This is a genomic window from Arthrobacter sp. LAPM80 (assembly GCF_046736435.1).
Classification (GTDB): Bacteria; Actinomycetota; Actinomycetes; order Actinomycetales; family Micrococcaceae; genus Specibacter.
Window position 1 is genome coordinate 115,961 of the sequence record NZ_JBCHVD010000004.1, and the last position, 16,897, is coordinate 132,857.

The following is a 16,897-nucleotide window of genomic DNA, read 5'->3' on the forward strand; positions in this document are numbered from 1 at the left end:
TATCCGTGCGGCGTGGTCCCACGTGTTCATGGTGGTCACGTGGGGCAGGAAGTCGCCCATGTGGTCAGCCCTGGTCATCGGTCTTCCATGGGGTCATCCGCCACAGGCCGGACGCCCAGTAGGTCGTTCGATGGGCGTGCGGCCAGTTGTTCAGCGTGTTTGATGCGGAGCATCGTGGCGGCCGTGATGAGGTCGGCGGCATACTTCCCGTTTGGCAGGATGCGCCAGGCTTTTGGGAGGACGTCGATGACTGTTTGCCGGATGATGCCGGCCATGCGTGCTTCGGTGTTCTGATTCGTTGGCAATGGGTTCCTGGCTTAGTTGGGTTCAAATGGGTTACCGTGAGCGTTCCGTTTGGAATGCCATTGTTTTGGGTCTGCCGACCTTCCATGGCTGAGAAAATGTGATCTCAGCTGTGATTGGGCATTCCGGAATTTCTGGGCTAACAGGTGACCGCACAGGCCCGACGCGCTCATTTTGCTATCCCATGTTGGTAATCGCCAGGTTCTGGGGCCATGCTGTTTACTGAAGCAAAATGGGGGCGCCAAGCGAGTCGGATTTTCCCGGTCTCTCCGTGCCTGTTCTTCTCGAGGATCAATTCGATCTCGCCTTCCATTCCGGTGTCGTCCCGGTGGAGCAGGATGATGTTGTCTGCGTGTGCTTCGATGCCGCCGGATTCCCGTAGATCGGCCATGGTGGGGCGGCTGTCGGTACGGTTTGTCGATGCCCGGTTTACTTGGGCAAGGACGAGAACGTGGGTGTTGAATTCTTTGGCGAGGTGTTTGCAGTCCTCGGCGATTCGGGAGACTTGCCGCTCGCGAGATTCTGTCCTGTCGGCGGGAGCGCATAGTTGCAGGTAGTCGATGATGATCAGGGGTACGTGGCCGCGTCGCATCCATGTTCTGACTGTGGCCCGGATTTGAGCCATCGTGATCCGGGATGCTTCCTGGATATAGACGGGCCATGACGCTGACGTTTCGGCAAGGCGCTTGATCTTGTCCCAGTCTTGGGGATTGAGCTCGTGCGCGTTGATGCGGTGAAGGTCGATGCCCATGGCGGAAGCGGCCATGCGGCCTACGACTTCGTGTTCTTTCATTTCGAGGGAAAAGAACCCGGCCCCGTAGGTGGCGGCAGCGACGGCGGCGCATCCGGCAAGAAGGGATTTGCCGACGGCGGGTCGTGCTCCGATGACGGTGACCTGGCCGGGGTGCCACCCACCGTTGAACTTTCGGTCAAGTTCGTGCCAGCCGGTCGGGTATGAGTCGCCGTCTGGTGAGGTCCAGAGTTTAATTGCGGACTGAAGTGCATCCGCGAACGTCCGAACGACGACATCGGATGCGGCATTGGCGGTCTCATCAAGAACCGCACGCGCCTTGTCGAGGACGGCTTCTGTCTCATCCCACGGGGCTTGGGCTGCTTCCGCCTGCAACTTCATGCCGACTAAGGCGAGCCGCCGGAGACGGGCAAGTCCGGTAATGGTTTGGGCTTTGTATGTTGCCGCCCCGGCCACGGGTGCCACCGCAGTGCACTTGTGCAGGTACGACGGGTGGAGTCCCTGTATTGGGGCTGATATGAGGCGCTGCGTCAGGTCGGAAGGTGTGAACGGGTGGCCGGCGCGGTGCTCGGCAACGATCAGATCCCACAGTTGTTCGTGCTGGGGGCGGAAGAAGTCCTGTGAATCCATTTGGATGTCGTCCATGATGCGCGGGTACATCATCGCTGCCCCGATGAGTGCCATTTCCGCGTCAGCGTCTTGGCGGGGTCCGCGTTGATCGCTCATGGCGCGCCCAGCTTTGACCGTGCCTCGACGAGCCGTTCAGCCAAGTGTGCGGCGCGTTGGGATTTCTTCCAGCCGATCTCGCCTTCGATAGTCAAGTCTGCGGGCGGGGTGCCCGGCATCCAGTAATCCTTGCCCAGAACAGCATCCACATCGATGCCACCATCCGAGGCAGGGCCATTACGGTTCTTCTCCCAGTCTGCGAGCGCGGCCAACCTGAGCTGGTCGTAGTGCTTCCGGAACTTTGCCATGGACAGGATGTTAGATTTCCAGAAGCCGTTGCGCTGGCACCAGTCGATGAGGTTGGCCGCTTTGCTGGGGTCGACCTCGTCGAGGTCGACGAGTCGCCGGCACTCGTCCAACCAAGTCTTGGTGATGTTCGGCCGCCGGGAACCGTTGGCTTCGATCCGGTCCGCGAGTTGATCGCAGAGCATTTTGACGTCTGGACGACTTTTTATTGAGTCGAAGCCCCCATGCTCATACATTGATGGCTTGCCCGCAGCCGGTCCGGGCGCGTTTCCTTGGGCGTCCGGAGCTTCGGAATGGCGATGGATGTATGGAGATGGAGCAGGAGCAGGAGTAGGCAACCCCTTAGCGGACCCCTTGTCATCTGGTAAAGCAAGGGGTAACTCAACCCCTAAATCTACGGGTAAAGCTGCCCCTAACCCTAGGGGTAAATCAACCCCTAAATGGGGGTCATCCGGAACGTCTAAAGTCTTTGGATCGATGGCGTCGTGTGCCAGGATCTTTTGGACTTGCGGCAGGGTCCACGCGACCCATTCCGGATAGTCTTTTCTCAGCCTGTGCAGCTCATGAATCAGCACTCCACGAATCGTTGACGATGCCGTGGTGGCATAAGCGTTGGCCATCGAAACGGACACCTTCGGTTGCCGCAGCAGGCCATCATGGCGCAGGAACGAACGGAGCATGATTTCTTCCGTGTCCTCGTCGATGATGACGAAAGAGGCTCTGGCAAGGCCGTGGGCGGCTTCACGGATCGATTCCGCCGTGCTGTCCACCGCGAACCCTGCTAGCCGTGCTGGGCGCCAGTCAGCGACGCCGGCAAACGTCAGGTCGTGCGTTAGCAGCAGAAGATACAACCGTTGTTCGCTTTCCCGCAGCTTCCGCACGTCGGGATCGGCCCACATGTCCAGACGCACCTGTGCGAATGTCCTAGACATCAGGCTCCCCAAGAATCGAGCGCTTGGCCGGCGAGCGCGTCGTAGTGCTGGTCGAGCATGCTCGACCATTGCCGGGCCGTGGTCACGTCCGGCGAGTCAATAACGTATTCCAGCCCGTACCGATGCCAAGCGAGGTTGTCCGGGATTGGCGGCAATCCGCCCGTATCAACCCGGACGGTTGCCCCGCTTGGCAACTGGTCGATCTGCCAGGTGGTTTGCCGTTCCAGCTCGATAGTGTCGTAGCGTCGAGTGTGTGCAATGCGGTACTTGTCGACGGGGATGGTGAGAGTGATTTGAGTCACTGGGACGACTTCTTTCTGAACGGTTCTTGCCTACGTTGTTGCGCGATTTCATCCATGACGGTTTCGGCCGCAAGCATGTCGCGTGCGTACCGTTTCGCGTCTGGTAGACGGTCAGCGAGTGCCACCAACGCGGCTTGGCGGGCCAGCACGTCGCGCCGGGCCCGTGTCTGCTCCCAGTACTCATGCGCCATCGCGGCGGGCTCTCTGTCGTCGGCCGGGCCCGTCGCGGTGGTCGTGCGTACTGTTCGCACGGGGCTAGGCCTCACTCGCATGGAAAGGGGAAGTTTTGGCGCGGGCACCGAGTTGAGCGGCCACGCCACGGAGGGCGTCCTCGAGCGCCGACATGTCCGCCAATGAACCCTCGACCGGTTCCAGGCTCCATTCGAGATAGAAGCCGGGCTTACCGTCATCCAGCGTGTAGCTCATTGACGCGAACGGGCCAATCGCCTTGTCGGCACTCAACCATTCGAGCCGTGACATATGCAGGGAGTCCACGCCGTGGCCCGCGCCACTTTCGACACATCCGGGCATTTCACACTGTGGCGCTTCGACCTGCGAGTGCGGGCCGTCCAGCGGTGTGAACCATGCCGGCGCTTCGCGAACCTGCTTTGCGGCGTGGACGGCGTCAAGCCGCTTGTTGAACTTGGCCATGTCGGCGCTGAGCCGTGCACTCGTGTCGCGGGCGGGAATCGCAAGCGTCGTCATGATGGCGCACCCCCGAATGGCGCGCCACCAATGGACGCCGCAAGATCAGAAAGAGCCGCGAAAAACTCCAAGATCTGGGTTCCTGAGTACAAGGCCTCAGGGACGACATCCAAGTGCCACACGAGGTCGGTCTCGGAACAATATGTCACGTAGGCACCGAGAGACCCGTCGCGGCTGTACGCTGACGGTCCGCTGTACCACGCCGCTCCATACTGCCTGGACTCCTCCGAATCCTTCACAAAACCAGCCCTTGCAAGCTGCAACGGCGAGAGCGTATCCTTTTTCATAGCAGTAAATCCTCCAATTGGATAAATGTTTGACGGTTCGGGTTTTGTCTTGGCGGACACCCGGGCCGTTTCTTTTGTCGGCGCAACATCTGAGCCAAGTATTCTTGTGCGGCTTAGCCGCCCGGCGTTCCCCTAGGCGACGCGATCCGGGGCAGTCTCGCCGAGGTACGCCATGAGATCGGCGCGCGACACGAGCCGCTTTGATCCCAACCGCAGAATTCGGATGGGGAACTCGTCCCGCTTGACCAGCTCGTAGGTCGTACTACGGCCAATACCAAGCGCCCGGCCCACATCGGGCCAAACCGGCATCGTCATGGACTGCTGAACCACCCCTGAGTTATCGCTCATCGGAACCACCTTCTTCTCTATACCGCATATTTAGTTCTGATCATACCGCATAACACGGTCTGGCACAAGCTATGCTGATATCGCATTTTGCGGTACAGTTTGGATATGGGCGAACCAAACAATGACGAAGCTGTCGGCAAACGCATCCAAGAACTTCGCGAGCGCAAGGGGTTGTTTCAAAGTGATCTCGCCAGCCTGATGCGCACCGCCGGCGTCAACTGGTCACAAGGGACACTGTCGCGAGTCGAATTGGGAGCAAGGGCCGTTCGGCTAACCGAAGCGCCTGCACTCGCTGGCGCCCTTGGAGTCGACGTTTCTGCCCTATTTCCCCAAACAAGTCCAATCGCGGCTGAGCTCACGACGGCACGATGGAATGAACGTACCGTTGCCGGCGACGTCAAAGACCTGAAACGGAAACTGGAAAGCGCGACACGGAAGTACGTGCGGGCGAATAGATACCGGCAAGCAATCCAGCTCATCAATGAACTGTCTGAAGGATCAGCACGTCACTACGTGGCACATTGTCCGCCCCCGGCTCTTTGGGACGTGTTGCTTGACCGGCATATTGGAGAGCCGGATCGCATCACCGCAGCCGAACTATGCCATGCGTTGGGTCTGGATGTCGTCCTTGTCGAGGATTCCTGGGCCCAATTTAGTAACACAGCTAGCCAGTGGAAGGAATCCGGCCAGACCATAAGAGACTTAGGCGAGATGCTCGCTGATGACGTGCGTTTCCCGTTCGACGATGACGCAGTTTCCAGAATGGGTCGATCTAACACGGCCAAACATATTGCTAAGATGCTTCGGTCGAACCAACTTGGAAAGCTGATGGGAGACGCCTTCCCAAATATCAGCTGGATCAATGACGCGGACAGTCGGCCCATCACATCCAGAAGAGAAGAAGTGGACCTTGACTGGCCGCTCATCGAAGGCCTGCGGGAATTGCCAGAAAACGCAGAGTTGTCGTGAGCGGATCAGTATTCAAGCGGTGCACCTGCCGTAAGTCAGAACTTCTCACAGATCCGCGCACGGGCAAGGTCAGGGCGTGCTCAAAGAATCACGGTTCCTGGTGGTACAACGTTCTCGGCCCCCGCGACTCGGAAACGAAGCGACGCGTCCAGATCACGAAGGGCGGCTTCCACACCAAGCGCGAAGCTGAACAGGCGGCGTCAAAGATTACGGTGCAACTTGCTGAGGGCACATGGACCGACGATAAGGCGGTCACTGTGGGCGGCTGGCTTGACTCGTGGCTGGCGCGAAAGGAAGCCAACGGGCTGCGTCCCGCCACGGTCAAGGTTTACCGTCAACACATCGATGACTACCTGAAACCGAGCATCGGCCACCTGCGGTTGCGTGACCTGCGGCCCGGTCACGTCGCTGACATGCTCACGAAGCTACAGGGTGAGGCGGGGAAGAGCGGAAAGCCGCTGAGCGCTAACACTGTCACCAGAGTGCATGCGTGTCTTAGATCCGCTCTCAGCACCGCCGTGAAGATGCGCCTGGTGACGTTTAACGCTGCGCGCGATGTCGAGCTGCCAAGAGTCCCCCATCCTCGAGTACGTCCGTGGCAGCCCGAAGAGCTAGGCCTTTTTCTTGACTGTGTGCAGTCCGACAGGCTCGGGGCACTCTATGAGACTGTCGCCGCGTCGGGCATGCGTAGGGGCGAGGTCTGCGGGCTACGTTGGGACAATCTGGATGCTTCGGCCGGCGTCATCGTCGTGCGTCAGCAATTGACCGAGCGCGGCGGCGACGCTGTCCCGTGCGAGTATTGCGGACTCATTCACCTTGGGCTTCGATTTGCGGCCCCGAAAACAGATTCCGGAGAATATCGCAAGATTGAACTGGACCAAGTCACGGCCGGCGTTCTGCTCCACCATCAGGTACAGCAGGGGATCGAAAAAGCGATGTGGGGCGGCGCATACTCGGATCATGGCTTGGTCTTCTGCCGCGAGAACGGCGAGCCACTGTCACCCGGCTGGGTCACGGACCATTTCCAGAGGCTAACGGACAAAGTCCGTTTTCCGGATGATTCACAGCTAGCCGACGCCGACCGCAAGCGACTGCGGCGGGTAAGGCTCCATGACTTGAGGCACGGGCAAGCCTCGCTCATGCTCGCGGCCGGCGTCGATATGAACATCATCAGCAAGCGGTTGGGGCATGCGCGGTCAAGTTTCACAGCTGACACATATGCCCACATGCTCGAAGGTGTGGGGCGAGATGCGGCCGAAAAAGCCGCCGCATTGGTCCCCCGCCGTTCCCGCGGAAGTGCCGACCATGAATAGCAGTTCTAACAAAGCTCTAACAAACGCCAGCTTTGTGTCATTGGTTCGGACAACAGAAAAGCCCGGAACCTGCGATTTCTCGCTAGATTCCGGGCTTCCCCTTGGTGTGGCAGATACTGGATTCGAACCAGTGAAGGCGTTGCCAGCTGATTTACAGTCAGCCCCCTTTGGCCGCTCGGGTAATCTGCCGTGGCCAGCTAAACCCAAAGCTTCAGGTCCAGCTTGTGCCCCCAACAAGTGGAAGCAGTAAAACAATACAAGGTATTTGCCCAATAATCGAATCGAGGGGGCCAAACGCCCAAAAAACGCGAAAATCAGAGTCTATGACGCTACATCTTCCGCCCAATCCCCTGCCTGAGTGGCCAGCCGGAAACCGATGTGGGACTTACACCTCGCCCTGGATCCGCTTGACCAGCTGACGTTCCAGGAAAGCGGCCTGCTCAGGGGTGACCTGTTGAAGTTCGACGGCGCGGACCAGGTCTTCGTGGACGCCCGCAATCCGTGTGGCCGCGGAATTTGTCGGGGTCCTGATAATCCCGGCCGCATCGAGGCTCGACGCCGACCCAGCAACCAGGCCCGGTCCGGACAGCACAGTTACGGCTGCCAATGTCACGGCTGCAACGGCGGTGCCCACCGACTTCTTGGCTAGCTTCGGCTTGCTGCCTATCGAATGCGGCGCTGCGGCGGTTCCTTCATCAGCGGTCATCGGTCCTCCTTGTTCGGGTGGTCTCAACACACCCCACTGTGCCCAGCGCAAATGTGTGGCTGCCCGGGGAAACCTTGGAGGACGCTGTGCGCCGGACGCGGTGACGCTGCACACGCCATCCTCGGGCGCTAGCGCCTACCGCCCTCCCAAATCCTCGCTTCGCTCGCTTTGGGGCCCTCGGGCGCTAGCGCCTACCGCCCTCCCAAATCCTCGCTTCGCTCGCTTTGGGGCCCTCGGGCGCTAGGCTTAGATTCAAATCAACCGTTCAAATTTCCACGCATATGGAGGAATCATGGCCAGTGAGTCAACGTTCGACGTCGTCAGCAAGGTCGACAAGCAAGAGGTCGCCAACGCCCTGCACCAGGCACAGAAGGAAGTAGTCCAGCGCTACGACTTCAAGGGTGTTGGAGCCGAGATTGATTTCAGCGGCGAAAAGATCCTCATCAAGGCAAACTCCGAAGAGCGTGTCATGGCCGTCATGGACGTCTTTGAATCCAAGCTGATCAAGCGCGGCATCTCCCTGAAGTCCCTTGATGCCGGCGAGCCCTTCGCATCGGGCAAGGAATACCGCCTTGAAGCCGAGATCGTCGAAGGCATCGCACAGGACATCGCCAAGAAGATCAACAAGTTGATCCGCGACGAAGGCCCCAAGGGCGTCAAGTCGACCATCCAGGGCGACGAACTGCGCGTGAGCTCCAAGAGCCGCGACGACCTCCAGGACGTCATGGCACTGCTGCGCAAGTTCGAGGACGCCGACCTGCAGTTCGTGAACCTTCGCTGATCCCCACGACCTCCGGCACCCAAAGCGCCCATCCCTGAATTCCCCACCAACTGCGGGGAAACTTTCAGCCGGTGGGCGCTTCTTGCTCTTGCCCGCGGCGACGGCCGGGCATAGTGTTCCATTTGTCCCCCAAAACCGCAGCAAACATCGTTAGTTTGGAGCCATGATGAACCCCCAGGGAATCCCGGCCGGAGCACCGTGCTGGATTGATCTGATGACTTCGGACATGAAGAAGTCGCAAGAGTTTTACGCAGCCTTGTTTGGCTGGACCTACGACGTGGGGGACCAGGAAACGTACGGCGGCTACACCACGGCCTTCAAGGACGGCAAGAGTGTTGCCGGCCTGATGCAGAGCCAGGAGGACGGCCAGGGCTACCCCGACATGTGGTCAACCTACCTCCGCGTTGACAACATTGAGCAGACCATGGCTGCGGCAAAGAACGCCGGGGCCATGCCCTTCATGGAACCCATGGACGTGCCCGAGCAAGGGAAAATGGCCATGATCGGTGACCCCGGCGGAGCCGCTGTGGGCATGTGGGAGTTCGGCGGTCACACAGGTTTCCAGGCCCATGAGGTAGACGGCGCCGCCGCCTGGCACGAGCTCCATAGCAAGGACTACGCGGCTGCCGTCGACTTCTACACCAACATCTTTGGCCTGCAGGCCTCCGTCATGAGCGACACACCCGAGTTCCGCTACACCAACCTTGTTGACGGCGGCAAGGAACTGGCCGGCATCATGGACGCCTCCGGTTATCTTCCGGCCGAGGTCCCCTCCAGCTGGCAGATTTACTTCCAAACGAACGACGTCGATGCCGCCATCGCCCTGGCACTCACCATGGGTGCCACGATCGTGAACCCCGCCGAGGATTCCCCCTACGGCAGGATCGCCGGCCTCACCGACTGCACCGGCGCCATGTTCAAGCTGGTCCAGCCGCTCGGCTGACCCCAAAAGAACAGACCCGCAATAGTGGCTGAACATGCAAGAAATTCGTGCATTTTTCGACCACTATTGCGGGTCAGTTGTTGAGGCGGGAGGCTAGAGCCCCAGCTCACCCACCTTCTTCAGGGACGCCGCGTCCAGCAGGACCAGCGCGGGCACGCTGCTGGTGGTCAGACCCACCCATTTCTGGTTGCCGCCGCCTGATGTCTGGTACAGGATGGGCAGGCGGGTGGCCCGGTTCAGGTCAACGGAGTAACCCGGCGAGGCCACCGAGTTCAGATGCCCGTCGGCCTGGTAGCTCCACTGCTGCGCCACGCTTGATATATCGCAATTGGCAGGCCGGCTGGGGTTGCTGCTGCTCAGGCACAGCTCGGGCCGGGCTGCGCTGTGCACCGCGCCGCGGGCGTCCATGAACCACTTCTCGTTCGCTGTGCCTGTGCACTCCGTGGCGAGGGTGGCTGCCGTGGGCACCCGGGCCTCCAGCGAACCGTCGGGGTTGGTGTAGAGCTTCAGGCAATAGCCCGCAGCAATTCCACTGTTGCCGGCGTCAACCTTGATGGCAGCACCGGCGGGAACCACCTTGGTGCCCGCATCCGGGATCAGCGCGGAGCTGACGAGCAGATCCTTGAACCTGTTCAGGGTCGCCGTGGTAGCTGCGGTGTCCTGGTAGTAGCGCAGGAACTTGGCGGCATTGCCGGCAGCTGTTTCGTTGCCAAGAATCTTCCCTGCCACTGTGCGTGCAGCCGGGGACAGCAGGCCGAGATCACCCTTCCACGTGTCAAGGGCAATCTTCGAGTCCCTCTCCAGAAGGGGCAGCGTGCTTGTTGCCAGCCGCTCGAGCCCGCTTTGGAGTGCGGGCATTTCGGCGTCGCGCACCGCCGTGTAGCCGGCCTCCTGACCGATCGTCACAGCGGCGGGCATGGCAGGGAGGTCGGTGGCGATGTCGATGTGGTTTCCGTATTGGCTGGTGGTGCCGTTTTGCTTGCAGAACAGCCCTGCACCCGTGGGCTTGTCGGCCTGGGCAATGTTGATGTTGAACTGCAGGGCGTTCGCTGCGGGTATGCCGCTGACCCCGCCGCTGACGGCAAATTTCTTTGAGCTGCCATTCTGGAAGGAAACGTCCATCCAGCAAACCCTGGTGGTGGCAGGTGCATCCTGGGCCGGGGCCGGGTAGTCAAAGGAGTTGCCCCAGTTGGATCGCAAGGAGGGGTACAAAACTGCCTTGGCCGGGTTTGCCGGCACATAGCCGCCCAACAAGGTGACAACAGGAACGCCGACGGAGGTGGGACGCAGGTAGTTGAACGCCGGGTTCTTTGCCTTGGCGTCAACGTAGCCCTGCGCCGTGGCGTCCCAATCGCGGTAGCCGCTGGGGTAGGCCAGGTCGGGCACCACTGCCTTCATGCCTTCCTGGATCAGGTCTGCACTGAATCCGGTGTGGAGGGTGTAGTTAGAGTAGTTGCTTTCAACCCAGCCGCCTGACATGGCGTCCATCAGGAAGTTGTAGGACCCCCCGAAGGTCTGCTTGAAGGGCAGGCCGTTGATGTCCACACCGTCGGGCCGGAAAGCACCCATGGCCAGGTTGGGGCGCATGACGTCACGGTAGGCGTTATAGCCCCAGCCGGAGTCGGCGTGGTGCGTTGCGTTGATGGTTGCGGCGTCCCCGGGGAGGGAGGAGTTCTGTCCCGGGTAGTGGCCCAGGCCGTAGGAGTGGCCCAGTTCGTGGCTGAGTTCATTGCCGCTTGAGGAGTAGATGGTGGCCATGCCGTTGCCGCCCGAGAGCCCGTGTTCGGCGCGCCCGTTGGCGTAAAGGCCCGCTGAATGGTGGATGATCCGCTGGTTGTACAGGGACGGTTGCACCTGGTTCATGGGGCCAGAGGTCATGCCGAAGTTCGCAAGGTTGATGCCCGTTGAGACCTGGGCCTTGCCGACGCTCTCGCGCATGTCGCCGGAGTAGACATCGCCATTGGTCACCGACGGGTTCGCCGGCGTGTAGATGTTTCCGTTCTCCACGATGACCGTGTCCAGCCGCACACTCTCGTACTTCGCCATGACCAGCTTGGAGACGGGGATGGTCTGGAAGTAGTCCGCGGCCGACTGTGCAGGCTTGTTGATGAAGGCGTGGTTGCCGCTCATGTTCGGCGTCGTCAGCATGCCCAGCTCAATGTTGTTGATGACAAGTTCGGAGGGCGGCGCCATGGTGATGTTCGACGCCGGGAGGGTTCCCCTTGCGCTGCTGGCGTCACTGAATGCCAGCTCCAGTCCGGGGACAACCACGTCCCAGGGCAGGTCGACGCTCCAGGTGCGCTTGGAGTAAACAACTGCCGGGCGGTCGGCCGGGAAGCTGGCGTCAGTGGCGGGCAGCTCGGCCGGGGGCTTCAAATCGAAGCTGCCCTTGGCAACGCCCTTGACGCTGGCCGACACGCTGACCCGGCTCGTGGCCTGGGCCGGCGTGAACATCAGCAGCGCCTGGCGTTCGGCCACAAGGTCGGGCATGGCGGCTGCGTGGTTGCCTGCCGGGTTGACGGTGTGGTTCTGGGCGAACTCAACCATTCCTGAGAGTGTGCCTGCAGAAAGGTCGTTGCGGATTGCCCTGGGCGCGCCCGTCTTGTCAACGTCGTGGAAGCCCACCCCGCGGTCGGCAGGTGCTGCGTTGAGGTAGCCGGAGAGCGGGTCCTCGAGGGGGATGCCCAGCTTCGCCGGATCGGTGGTGACCTCAGCCGAGGCAGCGCCTGCGGTCCATGACGTTGTGGGCAGGAAGTAGCCGCGGTCGAGTTCCTCTCGGGTTACCGTGTGCTGTGCCGTGGTGCAGGTGTAGCTGGCGCCCGCCAACAGGCTGGCGTTGCGGCAGTTGCCCTGCCCGTCCGCTGCGAGGAACGGGGAAAATGCCCCCGCAACCGGCTCAACCGTAATGGCGGTTGTCCCGTTGTTGCGGACGGTGAAGGAGTAGGTCAGCTTTTCCCCCACCGCATAGGGTGAGGCTGAGGTGTTCCGCTGCGGGGTCGCCGGTGTTCCCGAGATGCTGACCTGGCCCACCGGGGTGGCGGCGCTGGCGCGCAGGGCGACGGCCGGCGTCGCAAGTGTCTCTGTATCCGCGCCTACCTGCCACGTTGTGGTGGTGGCGAAGAAGCCTGTGGCGAGGTCGGCCGCTGTCACTGTGTGTTTGGCTGTTGTGCAGTTGTAGCCGGCGCCCGCCGTCAGGTTCATCCACCGGCAGTTGCCGGGGCCGTCCGCGGGGACAAAGGGCGCGAAGCTGCCGGAGGCAGGCACAACCGTAACTGACTGGGCGCGCGTGTTTTTCACCGTGAAGGTGTAGTTCACTTTTTCGCCCACGGTGTAGGGGTTGACCAGCACGTCGCGGGTGACGTCGCTGAGCTGGCCGGAGATGGTGACCCCGGCAATGTCCAGCGATGCCGTGCCTGCCGCGAGCACGGATGCCGCCGCGTCAGGCGGAACGGCAGGGGCGGCCATGGCCGCAGCCGGCAGGGTGCCGCCGACCATGACGGTCAAGGCGGCCGCCACGAGCACTGTTTTTGATCTTCTTGGCCCTGTCAAAGGCAAGGTTCTCTTCACTGAGTTCCTCTTGTGTTGGGGGCGCATGATGCCCGTGGGCACAGCACCCGGCGTAGATTTCGTGGCTTGCAGCGCACGGTCCAGATAGGACATGGGATCTAACGCGGGCGCACGGGACACCGCCCACCGCAGCCGCCCCCGACGGCTCCTGTGATGAAATTAGCACTCAACGGGCCGCTTGGCGCCTGACCAAGACAAAGAAAGATATCGATAACAACGGGTTTTGGCCAACAGGACTGCACCCTCGGGTTCAGGTTGGCCAAAAGGGTCATGCCCCGTGCACCGTTTGGCCAGCGGGTCTCAGCTGCCCGGCTCAACCAGCCCTGTGTCATAGGCCAGCACCACTGCCTGCACCCTGTCCCGCAATCCAAGCTTCGCCAGGATCTTGCTGACGTGTGTTTTCACTGTTTGCTGGGCAATGAACAGCTCGGCGGCAATCTCCTGGTTCGAAAAACCCCTGCCGATCAACGTCATGACCTCAAGCTCGCGCTCGGTGAGCCCATCGAGCCGTTCCCTGGAGAGCGCAGGCCGGACCCCGGAAACGGCGAATTGCTCGATCAGCCGCTTCGTCACCGACGGCGCAAGAAGAGCCTCCCCCGATGCGACGATCCGCACGGCCGCCACGAGCTCGTCGGCGAGCGCGTCCTTGAGTAGGAAACCACTGGCGCCGAGCCGCAGCGCATCGTAGACGTAGTCGTCAGCGTCAAAGGTTGTCAGCATCAGCACATGGGTTGTTGCGGGCCCCTGGACGTCGGCAAGGATTCGCCTGGCCGCCTCCAGGCCGTCCATGACGGGCATCCGCACGTCCATCAGCACCACATCCGGATTGCAGGTGGCGGCCAGCTCCACGGCCTGGGCGCCGTTCTCCGCCTGCCCCACCACCTCGACGTCGTCCTGCGCGGAGAGCAGCGCCGCAAAACCTGCCCGGACCATGGCCTGGTCGTCAACTACCAGTACTCTGATGCTCATGGCAGGGCACTTCCCTTGGTCGAATTTGTCGCTTTTGAAGCATTGCCGTTGTTGGCACCCAGCGGGAGTCTGGCCGTGACGGAGAATCCGCCGTCGGACGTGGGGATGCAAACAACCGATCCGCCCACAATGGCGGCACGCTCCCGCATCCCAATCAGCCCCTGACCCACGTGCGCGCCCTTGTCCAGCTGGGCCATGACGGCGCCCACGGCCGAGCTGGAGTTGACCACGGAGAGGTCGAGCCTTCCATTGTTCACGGCGAATCCAATCGTCACGGTGGCACCGGGCGCGTGGCGGATGACGTTGCTCAGCGCCTCCTGCACGATCCTGTAGGCGGTCAGTGCGATCACCTCGCTGATGTCGTAACGTTCGACGTCGGACAGCTCGGGTTCGGGGATGGTGACCCCCGCCGAGCGGGCCGAGACAAAGAGCCTGGGCAGGTCCGCGAGGTTGGGCTGCGGCCCCAGCTCACGCCCCGCCTGCTCGTTGCGCAGGGAGCCGAGCATGCTGCGCATTTCCGTCATGGCGCGCCGGGAGTTGGCGGCAATGTCATCAAATTCCGCCTTGACTTCCTCGCTGAGCCCGGGATGGCGGTAGGTCGCGGTGGTCGCTTGGACCACCACCACCGACATCCCGTGCGCCACGACGTCGTGGAGCTCCCGGGCAATGCGGGTGCGCTCCTCCGCCAGCCTGCGCCGGGACAGTTCCTCGGCGCTGACTGTGCGTTCCGCGACGAGCTCCGCGCGTATGTGCTGCCATTGCTGGGCAACGACGGCGGCAACCATGAGTCCCCCCGATACGGCCGCGAAGATGACGACGTTGTATTGCGCCCCCTCCGACTGTCCGTGGGGCATTGTCAGGTAGTTGGACACCACACCGACCATGACGCTCGCGAGCCACCCTGCGGCGGGAACCATCCAGTGGCTGCGCAGCGCCGCCACGCAGATGACAAGCACCTGAGTGTTCATGGCCACCACGCTGAAGGGCATGGGTGCCGCACCGACGGGGTCCGAGACCAGCGGCATGACTGCCATCGGAATGATCGAGACGAGCACGCCGGCCGCAGGGCGCGCGGCCGTCAGGCCAAGCGCGGCGGAGTGCAAGATGGCCATGCCCAGCGCAAAGGGCAGGGCCATGCGGTACAAATTGATGTTCAGCGGGGCGCCCACAGCAAGGAGCACGATGCAGATGGTCGCCGTGCCCAGCCACACCCAGCTGATCCCCTTCAGCCGCCATAGGCTGGCGGTGGTGAACGGGATGTGGGCTGGGCCCGGTCGGGTCAGGGCTTCACCGGTGTCCCCGGACTGCCGACTCTTAATTGTTTTCATGTCCATTCTCGGTGGCTTCGCAGATGGAATCCCTGACGGTGCCAGACATCGAATCCGGGGTGAGTTCCGTCGTCGGCCCGTCTGCGTCCAGGCCATCGAGGCCATCCGCCGGGGCACCGTGCCAGGAGTGGATGTGCCAGCCGCCCTTGGCGTGGCTGCCTGTCGGCTCGCCGTCAAGGGTGACAATGCCTGTGTTGGAAAGGTCGTGGTACTTGGGATCCGACCAGTCGATGTTTACCCCGCGGTGGCCGGCCCAGAAACGGATCATGGCACCATGGCTGACTATGGCGACGGCGTCATGCTCAGCGGCCTCTTCAACCACTGTGTCAAAGCGTTCGAGCACCTCAAAGCCTGTATCGGCCCCCGGCATACGCGCGGACAAGTCCCCCCCTAGCCAGGACATCAGCGCTTTCATGTACGCCTCGACTGAGGCCCTGTCGCCCTTCATTTCCAAGTCACCTGCGCTGATTTCACGCAGCCCCGCTCGTGCCAGCGGTTTTAGGTTCCGTTCGGCGGCGAGCGGGGCCGCGGTCTGTGCCGTGCGGGTGAGGGTGGAGACATACAAGGCGTCAATGTCCTGTCCCGCCAAGACGGCGGGTACGGCAGCGGCCTGCAGCTCCCCCAGCCGTGTCAAGGAAGGCCCTGGGACTGCGGTGTCCAGGAGATTGCGAACATTGTTGGGGGTTTGCCCGTGCCTAATCAAAATCAGTCGCATCACACCATTCTGTCCTATTGGAGGAGGGCGCGGGCCCCGGGGCGCCGCGCCGGTCCCCCATGCCCAGCTGCCGCCTTACAGCGGGCGGCCTGCCATCTGCTCGAGCCGGGCGATCCGGTCCGCCATGGGAGGGTGGGTCGAGAACATCTTGCGGGCGCCGCCGTTCCTAAATGGGTTGGCGATCATGAGGTGGCTGGCATTGACAAGGTTCTGTTCCTCCGGCAGCGGCAGGCGTGCCACGCCAAGCTCCAGCTTGCGCAGGGCCGAGGCCAGGGCGAGCGGGTCCTCGGTCAGGCGCGCACCGTCCTCATCGGCGTCGTACTCACGGGTGCGGCTGATGGCCAGTTGGATCATGGACGCCGCCATGGGCGCCAGGAACGCCATGGCGAGCATGGCCAGCGGGTTGGCGTTGCGGCGGTCCCCTCCGCCGAAGAACAGCATCATCTGGGCGACAGATGTGATGACACCGGCGACGGCGGCCGCCACCGAAGATGTGAGAATGTCACGATTGTAGACGTGCATGAGCTCGTGGCCGAGCACACCGCGCAGTTCCCGCTCGTCCAGCAGGTCAAGGATGCCCTCGGTGCAGCACACGGCCGCGTTGTTGGGGTTGCGGCCCGTGGCGAAGGCATTGGGTGCCTGCGTGGGTGAAATGTAGATGGCCGGCATGGGCTGGTTTGCCTTGGTGGAGAGCTCGCGGACAATCCGGTAGATCTCAGGGGCCTGCTCCTCGGTCACGGGGTAGGCCTGCATGGACCGGATGGCGATCTTGCCGCTGTTCCAGTAGCCGTACGCCGTGGTGGCGACGCCGATCAGGGCAAAGATCCACAACGGCGCCGCACTGTTGGTGCCGCTGGAAATGAGCGCCCCGAGTCCAAGCAACACCACCCAGAGCACACCGAAGAGGGCGGTGGTCTTAAGTCCGTTGAAATGGCTGCGCACTTTCGAGTCCTTTCTAAAGGGATGCGTGTATGGGTTTAAACGCCCTGCTGGCGGTGCTTGTTCC

General features: G+C 61.9%; 17 protein-coding genes and 1 tRNA gene. 4 read left to right on the forward strand and 14 right to left on the reverse strand.

Annotated features, from left to right (window positions below; all coding sequences use genetic code 11):
- Window positions 1–74: 74 nt before the first annotated feature.
- The 7 genes from AAGW05_RS06160 to AAGW05_RS06190 all read right to left on the reverse strand — a co-directional run bounded on the left by AAGW05_RS06160 (window position 75) and on the right by AAGW05_RS06190 (window position 4,600).
- Window positions 75–305, reverse strand: a complete 231-nt coding sequence (locus AAGW05_RS06160) for a hypothetical protein (protein WP_411803605.1) — start codon at window positions 303–305, stop codon at window positions 75–77.
- A gap of 167 nt (window positions 306–472) precedes the next feature.
- A complete protein-coding gene (locus AAGW05_RS06165) occupies window positions 473–1,780 on the reverse strand; it encodes a replicative DNA helicase (RefSeq protein ID WP_411803606.1) in 1,308 nt (435 codons plus the stop codon).
- Window positions 1,777–2,925, reverse strand: coding sequence for a hypothetical protein (locus AAGW05_RS06170; RefSeq protein ID WP_411803607.1), 1,149 nt, complete (start codon window positions 2,923–2,925; stop codon window positions 1,777–1,779). The genes AAGW05_RS06165 and AAGW05_RS06170 overlap by 4 nt, the downstream gene beginning before the upstream one ends.
- Window positions 2,926–2,957: 32 nt before the next feature.
- On the reverse strand, window positions 2,958–3,260 hold the full coding sequence (locus AAGW05_RS06175) for a hypothetical protein (RefSeq protein WP_411803608.1): 303 nt from the start codon (window positions 3,258–3,260) through the stop codon (window positions 2,958–2,960).
- Entirely contained in the window at window positions 3,257–3,511 is a 255-nt protein-coding gene (locus AAGW05_RS06180; protein WP_411803609.1) for a hypothetical protein, read from the reverse strand. Before AAGW05_RS06180 ends, AAGW05_RS06175 begins: the two co-directional genes overlap by 4 nt.
- A 4-nt stretch (window positions 3,512–3,515) precedes the next feature.
- The gene (locus AAGW05_RS06185; protein WP_411803610.1) at window positions 3,516–3,965 is read right to left on the reverse strand and encodes a hypothetical protein; all 450 of its coding nucleotides are present in this window, start codon (window positions 3,963–3,965) and stop codon (window positions 3,516–3,518) included.
- A gap of 419 nt (window positions 3,966–4,384) precedes the next feature.
- Window positions 4,385–4,600, reverse strand: coding sequence for a helix-turn-helix domain-containing protein (locus AAGW05_RS06190; RefSeq protein WP_411803611.1), 216 nt, complete (start codon window positions 4,598–4,600; stop codon window positions 4,385–4,387).
- 105 nt (window positions 4,601–4,705) lie between these two features.
- Between AAGW05_RS06190 and AAGW05_RS06195 the strand changes: the two genes are divergently transcribed.
- Window positions 4,706–5,569 (forward strand): helix-turn-helix domain-containing protein, encoded by an 864-nt coding sequence (locus AAGW05_RS06195; protein ID WP_411803613.1) that lies wholly within the window; start codon window positions 4,706–4,708, stop codon window positions 5,567–5,569.
- Entirely contained in the window at window positions 5,566–6,882 is a 1,317-nt protein-coding gene (locus AAGW05_RS06200; RefSeq protein ID WP_411803614.1) for a tyrosine-type recombinase/integrase, read from the forward strand. The genes AAGW05_RS06195 and AAGW05_RS06200 overlap by 4 nt, the downstream gene beginning before the upstream one ends.
- Before the next feature lie 107 nt (window positions 6,883–6,989).
- Here the strand turns inward: AAGW05_RS06200 and AAGW05_RS06205 are convergent.
- A tRNA-Tyr gene (locus tag AAGW05_RS06205) sits at window positions 6,990–7,071 on the reverse strand.
- Between the two features lie 196 nt (window positions 7,072–7,267).
- A complete protein-coding gene (locus tag AAGW05_RS06210) occupies window positions 7,268–7,588 on the reverse strand; it encodes a hypothetical protein (protein ID WP_411803615.1) in 321 nt (106 codons plus the stop codon).
- A gap of 292 nt (window positions 7,589–7,880) precedes the next feature.
- On the opposite strand from AAGW05_RS06210, the gene AAGW05_RS06215 reads away from it, so the two are divergent.
- Both AAGW05_RS06215 and AAGW05_RS06220 read left to right on the forward strand, forming a co-directional pair.
- Entirely contained in the window at window positions 7,881–8,369 is a 489-nt protein-coding gene (locus AAGW05_RS06215) for a YajQ family cyclic di-GMP-binding protein (RefSeq protein WP_411803616.1), read from the forward strand.
- Window positions 8,370–8,583: 214 nt separating this feature from the next.
- Window positions 8,584–9,312 carry a VOC family protein gene (locus AAGW05_RS06220; RefSeq protein WP_411803741.1) on the forward strand — a complete coding sequence of 243 codons (729 nt, stop codon included), beginning with the start codon at window positions 8,584–8,586 and terminating at the stop codon, window positions 9,310–9,312.
- A 93-nt stretch (window positions 9,313–9,405) separates the two neighbouring features.
- Here AAGW05_RS06220 and AAGW05_RS06225 read toward each other — a convergent pair whose 3' ends face one another.
- From AAGW05_RS06225 to htpX, 5 genes are all read right to left on the reverse strand, one after another.
- On the reverse strand, window positions 9,406–12,828 hold the full coding sequence (locus AAGW05_RS06225; protein WP_411803618.1) for a M66 family metalloprotease: 3,423 nt from the start codon (window positions 12,826–12,828) through the stop codon (window positions 9,406–9,408).
- 351 nt (window positions 12,829–13,179) lie between these two features.
- A complete protein-coding gene (locus tag AAGW05_RS06230; protein WP_411803620.1) occupies window positions 13,180–13,848 on the reverse strand; it encodes a response regulator in 669 nt (222 codons plus the stop codon).
- The gene (locus AAGW05_RS06235) at window positions 13,845–15,176 is read right to left on the reverse strand and encodes a sensor histidine kinase (RefSeq protein WP_411803621.1); all 1,332 of its coding nucleotides are present in this window, start codon (window positions 15,174–15,176) and stop codon (window positions 13,845–13,847) included. Before AAGW05_RS06235 ends, AAGW05_RS06230 begins: the two co-directional genes overlap by 4 nt.
- Complete coding sequence (locus AAGW05_RS06240; protein ID WP_411803622.1) at window positions 15,163–15,891, reverse strand: histidine phosphatase family protein; 729 nt, start codon at window positions 15,889–15,891, stop codon at window positions 15,163–15,165. The genes AAGW05_RS06235 and AAGW05_RS06240 overlap by 14 nt, the downstream gene beginning before the upstream one ends.
- A gap of 75 nt (window positions 15,892–15,966) precedes the next feature.
- Window positions 15,967–16,833 (reverse strand): zinc metalloprotease HtpX, encoded by an 867-nt coding sequence (gene htpX / locus AAGW05_RS06245; RefSeq protein WP_411803623.1) that lies wholly within the window; start codon window positions 16,831–16,833, stop codon window positions 15,967–15,969.
- Between the last annotated feature and the right edge of the window lie 64 nt (window positions 16,834–16,897).

Coding starts and splice junctions, on each gene's coding strand:
- AAGW05_RS06230 (WP_411803620.1), bottom strand. CDS start 13,848: ATGAGCATCAGAGTACTGGTAGTTGACGACCAGGCCATGGTCCGGGCA.
- AAGW05_RS06170 (WP_411803607.1), bottom strand. CDS start 2,925: ATGTGGGCCGATCCCGACGTGCGGAAGCTGCGGGAAAGCGAACAACGG.
- AAGW05_RS06190 (WP_411803611.1), bottom strand. CDS start 4,600: ATGAGCGATAACTCAGGGGTGGTTCAGCAGTCCATGACGATGCCGGTT.
- AAGW05_RS06210 (WP_411803615.1), bottom strand. CDS start 7,588: ATGACCGCTGATGAAGGAACCGCCGCAGCGCCGCATTCGATAGGCAGC.
- AAGW05_RS06235 (WP_411803621.1), bottom strand. CDS start 15,176: ATGAAAACAATTAAGAGTCGGCAGTCCGGGGACACCGGTGAAGCCCTG.
- AAGW05_RS06165 (WP_411803606.1), bottom strand. CDS start 1,780: ATGAGCGATCAACGCGGACCCCGCCAAGACGCTGACGCGGAAATGGCA.
- AAGW05_RS06220 (WP_411803741.1), top strand. CDS start 8,584: ATGACTTCGGACATGAAGAAGTCGCAAGAGTTTTACGCAGCCTTGTTT.
- AAGW05_RS06240 (WP_411803622.1), bottom strand. CDS start 15,891: ATGCGACTGATTTTGATTAGGCACGGGCAAACCCCCAACAATGTTCGC.
- AAGW05_RS06195 (WP_411803613.1), top strand. CDS start 4,706: ATGGGCGAACCAAACAATGACGAAGCTGTCGGCAAACGCATCCAAGAA.
- AAGW05_RS06185 (WP_411803610.1), bottom strand. CDS start 3,965: ATGACGACGCTTGCGATTCCCGCCCGCGACACGAGTGCACGGCTCAGC.
- AAGW05_RS06215 (WP_411803616.1), top strand. CDS start 7,881: ATGGCCAGTGAGTCAACGTTCGACGTCGTCAGCAAGGTCGACAAGCAA.